We start from the raw sequence: 7,659 nt of genomic DNA on the forward strand, positions 1-7,659 counted from the left end.
TGGCCGGGACGGCCGAGACCGCCGGTGTGGTCGATGAGGGGCTGGGGCCGGTGGTGGCCACTCCGATCATGCGCTGGCTGGCCAGCGTGCAGGGTCCGGTGGAGCAGTTCAATCAGGCGGTGGTGGTGCAGGCCCCGGCCGGGGTCAGTGAGGCCGATGTGGTGGTGGTGTTACAGGCGCTGCTGGATCGGCATGCGATGTTGCGGTTGCGCGCCGATGATGACGGGGCCGGGGGGTGGTCGTTGTGGGTGCCTGAGGTGGGGTCGGTGGAGGCCGGGCAGTGCGTGCAGGCCGTCGATGCGCTCTCCGATGAGGCGTTGGTCAAGGCGCGGTCGCGGTTGGATCCGGCCGCCGGGGTGATGCTCAGCGCCCTGTGGGTGGCGTCGACCGGTGAGTTGGCATTGATCATTCACCATCTGGCGGTTGATGGGGTGTCGTGGCGGATCCTGCTCGAAGATCTCAATGTCGGGTGGGTTCAGCATCGCGGGGGTCAGCCGATCGCGTTGCCGGCGGGGGGGACGTCGTTTGCGCGGTGGTCGTCGCTGCTGGCTGAGCATGCCTATCAGCCGCAGGTTGTGGAGTTGGCCGAGGTGTGGCGGCAGGTGGTAGCGATCCCGCCGGTGTTGGCGGCGGCGCGGCCGGGGGTGGATACGTGGGCTACGGCGGGGCACTTGTCGGTGTCGTTGGATGTGCAGAGCACGCGGATGCTGCTGGGTGAGGTGCCCGCGGCGTTTCATGCCGGGGTGCATGAGGTGTTGTTGATCGCGTTTGGGTTGGCGGTCGCGGAGTTCGTGGGCGGTGGTGCGGGGCCGATCGGTATTGATGTGGAGGGCCACGGGCGGCACGAGGATTTGGCCGCCGAGGTGGATTTGACCCGCACGGTGGGCTGGTTCACCAGTTTGTCTCCGGTGTCGCTGGTAGTGGGTGGTTTGGACTGGGCGCAGGTGGTGGCCGGTGAGGCGGGGTTGGGGGCGCTGGTCAAAGCCGCCAAGGAGCAGTTGCGGGCGCTGCCGGAGCCGCTGAGTTACGGTTTGCTGCGCTATCTGAACGCTGAGGTGGACCTCGCTGGCCCGGATCCGGTGTTCGGGTTTAACTATCTGGGCCGGCTGGGCGCGGGCGGCGAGGTGTCTGAGGATCTGTGGCGGCTGTGTCAAGACGGGGTGTCGGTCGGTGGGGCGGCATCGGCCATTGCGTTGTCGTTGGCGCACACCGTCGAGCTCAATGCCGCCACGGTGGACACCGACACCGGTCCGCAGTTGCACGCTCATTGGACGTGGGCGCAATCGGTGTTGGATCGCGAGCAGGTCAGTCGGTTGGGCCGGTTGTGGTTTGAGGCGCTGGTCGGCATGTGTGCGCATGTGCGCGGTGGTGGGGGTGGGCTGACGCCGTCGGATATCGCCCCGGCCCGGTTGAGCCAGCAGCAACTCGACGAGCTGCAGCGCGGCGAGTCCATCGCCGATGTGTTGCCGCTGACCCCGCTGCAGCAAGGACTGCTGTTCCATGCCGGGGCCGGGCAGGGCCTCGATGGTGACGTGTATGTAGTGCAGCTGGACATGACGTTAGACGGTGTGCTGGAGGAGCCTCGGTTGCGGGAGGCGCTGCACTTGGTGGTTGGTCGGCATCCGAATTTGGTGGCCCGGTTCTGTACCGAGTTCGAGGAGCCGGTGCAGGTCATTCCGGCTGATCCGGTGCTGCCGTGGCAATACATGGAGCTCGACGGGGTCGAGGTGGAGCAGCGGGTGCAGCAGGTGTGCGCCGCCGAGCGGGCCGCAGTCTGCGACCTGACCGATCCGCCGGTGTTTCGGGCGGTGTTAATCCGCACCGGGCGCGATCGGCATCGGTTCGTGCTGACCAATCACCACATCGTCATGGATGGCTGGTCGCTGCCGATCCTGCTGGGGGAAGTAATTGCCGCCTATTACGGGCAGCGGTTGCCGGCGGCGGCGTCGTATCGCCGGTTTGTGACGTGGCTGGCCACCCGGGATCGGGCGGCATCGCGTGCGGCGTGGGGTGCGGTGTTGGCCGGGTTGGAGTCCCCGACATTGGTAGCCGGCCCGGATCGGATGGGCCCAGGGAGGGGCGACGTTGCGTCGTTCTGGGTATCTCAGGAGACAACTCAAGCCGTCAATGAGTTGGCGCGTGCTCAGCACACCACGGTCAATGTGGTGTTGCAGGCCGCCTGGGCACAGGTGTTGATGTGGTTGACCGGTCAGCAGGATGTGGTATTCGGGGCCGCGGTGTCGGGACGCCCAACCGAGTTGGTCGGTGCGGACTCGATAGTGGGGCTATTGATCAACACGGTGCCGGTGCGAGCACGGATCACGACCACCACCACGGTCGCCAGCCTCCTAAACCAACTGCAGGACGACTACAACCACACCCTTGAGCATCAGCATCTCGCGCTTGCCGAGATCCACCGCATCAGCGGATATGACCAACTGTTCGACACACTTTTCGTCTACGAAAACTACCCCGTCGACGCCGCCGCGCTTACCCGCGACGACGAGTTGACGATTACTGAGATCAACACGCACGGGCATACCCACTACCCACTGGCGGTGCAAGCCCACCCCGGCGACGAGCTGCAGCTTCGCATCGAATACGACACCGACGTCTTCGACGGGGCCAGGATCGAATCGGTGTTCAAGCGGTTGCAAAAGGTACTCGCAGCCATGACCGCCGATTCAAGGCAGCAGTCGTGACCGCCGACACCAGCCGGCGGTTGTTGTCGATCGATCTGCTTGACGACGATGAGCATGCCGGGCTGGACGAGTGGGGCAACCTAGCGGCATTGAACCAGCCTGCGCCGGCCTCGGCCTCGGCATCGATTCCGGAATTGTTTGCTGCACAGGTGGCGCGAACGCCGGAGGCGGTGGCGTTGGCGTGTGCGGGCCGCTCGTTGACGTACCGGGAGCTTGACGAGGCGTCTTCGCGGTTGGCGCACCTATTGGCGAGGCACGGCGCGCGCCCAGGTCAATGTGTGGCGCTGCTCTCGTCGCGGTCGGCTGAAGCGATCGTGGCGATCGTAGCGGTGCTCAAGACCGGGGCGGCATACGTGCCGATCGACCCCGCCCTGCCGGCCACTCGCGTCGAGTTCATGGTGGCCGATGCCGCGCCCGTTGCCGCCATCACGACCGCGGAGCTGCGATCGCGGCTGGACGGATGCGACGTGCTGGTCATCGACGTCGACGATGCCGCTGCTCAAAGCCAGCCCACCGCGGCACTGCCCGCGCCGGCTCCCGAGGACATCGCTTACCTCATCTACACCTCGGGTACCACCGGTGTCCCGAAGGGCGTCGCAGTTGCCCACCGCAACGTCACCCAGCTCTTGGCGGCCGTACCTGCCGGCATGCCGACCGGACCGGGGCGTGCGTGGTCGCAATGGCATTCGTTGGCGTTCGACGTCTCCGTGTACGAGATCTTTGCGGCGCTCTTTCATGGCGCGCGGCTGGTGGTGGTACCCGAAGAGGTGGCCGCTTCACCGGAAGACTTTCACGCGTTGTTGATTGACGAAGATGTCAGCGTTTTGAGCCAGACTCCGTCGGCAGTGGGAGTGCTACCCCATGAGGGCTTGGAGTCAATGGCGTTGGTCGTGGCCGGTGAGGCCTGTCCCGTCGAGCTGGTGCAGCGGTGGGCGCCCGGGCGGGTACTGGTCAACGCATACGGCCCGACCGAGGCGACGGTGTATGCGGCCATCAGTGCGCCGCTGAGCGCGGGGTCGGTGCAGAAAGCGGCTGTGCCGATCGGTGCGCCCGCGCCCGGGGCGGCGTTATTTGTGCTGGATGCCGGGTTGCGGCGGGTGTCGGCCGGCGTGGTCGGTGAGTTGTACGTGGCCGGTGCCGGGGTGGCGTACGGATATGTGGGCCGGGCAGGTTTGACCGCGTCGCGGTTTGTGGCCTGTCCGTACGGTGGGCCCGACGGTGCTGGAGCACCGCACCAACGCATGTATCGCACCGGGGATCTGGTGCGGTGGGGCGCGGATGGTCAGCTGATCTATCTTGGCCGTGCGGATGATCAGGTCAAGATCCGCGGGTACCGCATCGAGTTGGGTGAAGTCCAGGCAGCGTTGGCGGCGCTGGACGGGGTGGATCGCGCGGCGGTGATCGCCCGCGAAGACCGCCCCGGCGACAAGCGGCTGGTCGGTTACGTGACCGGGACCGCGGATCCGGTCGAGATCCGCTCCACGCTGTCCGAGCAATTGCCCGCCTACATGGTCCCCGCCGCGATCGTGGTGGTGGACGCGCTGCCGCTGACGGTGAACGGCAAACTCGACAAACGAGCCTTGCCCGCCCCGGAGTATGGGGGTGCCGACCGTTACCGGGCCCCATCCAACGCGGCAGAAGAGCTGTTGGCCGATATGTACGCCCAAGTGTTGGGGCTGCAACGGGTCGGGGCCGACGACTCGTTTTTCGATTTGGGCGGGGATTCGTTGCTCGCGATGCGCCTCGTCGGCGCCGTCAACGCCGGCCTGGATGCCCGGCTCGAGGTCCAGGATTTGTTCGAGGCGCCCACGGTGGCCCAGTTGGCCTCCCGGATGGGTGCCGGCGGGGACGGGGTTGAGCCGTTGGTCCCGGTGCAGCGGCCCACGGTGGTGCCGTTGTCGTTCGCCCAGAGCCGGTTGTGGTTTGTCGATCAGCTGCAGGGGCCGTCGGCGGTGTACAACATGGCGGTGGCGTTGGACCTGGGCGGACGCCTAAATCCCGACGCATTGGGGACCGCGCTGGCCGACGTGGTGGCCCGTCATGAAAGCCTGCGCACCATATTCCCCGCAGAGGACGGGACACCCCGGCAGCTGGTAATCCCCGTTGAGCGTGCGGATTTCGGGTGGCACGTCGTCGATGCCACCGGCTGGTCGGATGGCCTCCTGGCTGACGCCGTCGGTGCCGCGACGCGCGAGCCGTTTGACCTGACATCCCACATCCCCTTGCGGGCGAGGCTTTTCCGCCGCGGCGACGAGGACCATGTGCTGGTGGCGGTGGTGCACCATATCGCCGCCGATGGCTGGTCCATCGGGCCACTGGTGCGTGATCTGGGTGTCGCTTATGCCAGCAGGTGTGCGGGCCAGGCCCCGGGTTGGGCGCCGTTGCCGGTTCAATATGTCGATTACACGCTGTGGCAGCGCGCGCAGTTTGGTGACCTCGACGACGAGCACAGTCGCATCGCCGCTCAGCTGTCCTACTGGGAGCTGGCCCTGGCCGGGATCCCCGAGCGGATTGAGTTGCCCACCGATCGGCCCTATCCGCCGGTGGCGGACTACCGCGGCGACAAGGTTTCCGTGGACTTTCCGGCGCAGCTGCAGCGGCAAGTGGCTCAGATGGCCCGTGCGCACAAGGTGACCAGCTTCATGGTCATGCAGGCCGCGCTGGCAGTGCTGTTGTCCAAGATCAGTGCCAGTTCCGATGTGGCAGTAGGGTTCCCGATCGCCGGGCGGCGGGACCGGGCGCTCGATGAGCTGGTGGGCTGCTTCATCAACACCTTGGTGTTGCGCGTCGATGTGACCGGTGACCCGACGGCGGCCGACATATTGGCCCAGGTTCGGCAGCGCAGCCTTGCCGCCTACGAGCATCAGGACGTGCCGTTCGAGGTGCTGGTCGAGCGGCTCAATCCCGCCCGCAGCCTGAACCATCACCCGCTGGTCCAGGTGATGTTGGCCTGGCAGAACTTCGCCGGGGATCCCGCCGCCGGATCGGCCTTCGGCGACCTGCAGGTCACTCCGCTGCCGGCCGATACCGATACCGCCCGCATGGACCTGACGTTCTCCCTGGGCGAGCGTTGGACCGACGCTGGTGAAGCCGCCGGGATCGGTGGGGTGGTGGAGTTCCGCAGCGATGTCTTCGACCCGGCCAGCATCCAAACGCTGATAGAGCGGTTGGGGCGCGTGCTGGTGGCGATGACGTCCGACCCGACGCGGCGGCTCTCCTCGATCGATGTGCTCGACGAGGCTGAGTATGCCCGGTTGGAAGGGTGGGGTAACCGGGCGGCGCTGACCCAGCCCGCGCCCTCGGCGCCGTTGGCTATCCCGGTGGCGTTCGCCGCGCAGGCGGCCCGAAGTCCCGAGGCGGCGGCGCTCACCTTCCAAGGCCGGTCGTTGACGTACCGCGAACTCGACGTGCCCTCGAATCGGTTGGCGCACTTGCTAATCGAGTACGGCGTTGGTCCGGGTGAAAGGGTCGCGTTGTTGTTGCCGCGGTCAGCCGAGGCGATCGTGGCGATTCTGGCGGTGCTCAAAACCGGGGCGGCCTATGTGCCGATCGACCCTTCGCATCCCGACGCGCGCATCGAGTTCCTGCTCGGCGACGCCGCACCGATCGCCGCGATCACCTCGTCGGAACTGTGCGCGCGGCTCGACGGGCACGATCTGCTGATCATCGACATAGGCGATCCCGCTGTCGACGGCCAACCTGACACAGCACTGCCGGCGCCCACGGCCGAGGACGTCGCCTACCTCATCTACACCTCCGGCACCACCGGTGTCCCCAAAGGGGTGGCCATCACCCACCACAACGTCACCCAACTGCTGGCGTCACTTGAGACCGGGATGCAGCTGGCCGGACAGGTGTGGTCGCAGTGGCATTCGCTGGCCTTCGACGTTTCGGTGTGCGAGATGTGGGGCGCGCTGCTGCACGGCGGACGGCTGGTGGTGGTGCCCGAGTCGGTGGCCCGCTCACCGGAGGACTTTCACGCCTTGCTCGTCGCTGAACGGGTCAGCGTCTTGAGTCAGACGCCCTCGGCGTTCTATGCGCTGCAAACCGCGGACTCGCTAGCGCCGGAGCTGGGCGCTCAGCTGGAGTTGCAGGCTGTGCTGTTCGCCGGCGAAGCCCTGGAGCCACAGCGGCTGAGAACGTGGCTGGATCGTCACCCTGGATCGCCACGCCTGCTCAATCTGTACGGCACCACCGAGACGACCGTGCATGCCTCGTTGCGGCAGATCGTGGCAAACGATGTCGACAGCGCGGCCAGCCCGATCGGGGTGCCGTTGGCCCGGCTTGGCTTCTTTGTGCTGGACCGCTGGCTGCGCCCGGTGCCGGCTGGGGTTGCCGGTGAGTTGTATGTGGCCGGGGCCGGGGTCGGCTTGGGCTATGTGGGCCGTGCGGGATTGAGCGCGTCGCGCTTCGTGGCATGCCCGTTCGCGGGCGCGGGAAGCCGCATGTATCGCACCGGAGATGTGGTGCGTTGGGGCGCCGACGGGCAGTTGCGGTATGTGGGGCGTGCCGATGAGCAGGTCAAGATCCGTGGGTATCGGATTGAGTTGGGTGAGGTGCAGGCCGCGCTGGCTGGCATGAACGGCGTTCAACAAGCGGTGGTGATCGCTCGTGAGGATCGTCCGGGTGATAAGCGGCTGGTGGGTTATGTGGTCGGGGCCGCGGATCCGGTCGAGATCCGCTCCACGCTGGCTGAGCGGTTGCCCGCCTATATGGTGCCGGCCGCGATCGTGGTGCTGGAGGCGTTGCCGTTGACGGCGAACGGCAAGTTGGATAAGCGGGCGTTGCCGGCGCCGGAGTATGGCGATGGGTCGCGTTATCGGGCTCCGGCCACGGTGACTGAGGAGTTGTTGGCGGGCATTTACGCCCAGGTCCTCGGACTCGAGCGGGTGGGGGTCGACGACTCGTTTTTCGAGTTGGGTGGGGACAGCATTTTGTCGATGCAGGTGGTGGCCCG

General features: G+C 66.7%; 2 protein-coding genes. Both read left to right on the forward strand.

Translation table 11 applies throughout. The features are described from left to right. The coding region (locus tag A9W99_RS27685; protein ID WP_371514922.1) for a condensation domain-containing protein at positions 1-2,702 on the forward strand (2,702 nt) is incomplete at its 5' end. Beyond that, a partial coding sequence (locus A9W99_RS27690) for an amino acid adenylation domain-containing protein (protein WP_371514923.1) occupies positions 2,699-7,659 on the forward strand: 4,961 nt, incomplete at its 3' end. The genes A9W99_RS27685 and A9W99_RS27690, both read left to right, overlap by 4 nt.

Source organism: Mycobacterium sp. 1164966.3, assembly GCF_001665395.1.
Classification (GTDB): domain Bacteria; phylum Actinomycetota; class Actinomycetes; order Mycobacteriales; family Mycobacteriaceae; genus Mycobacterium.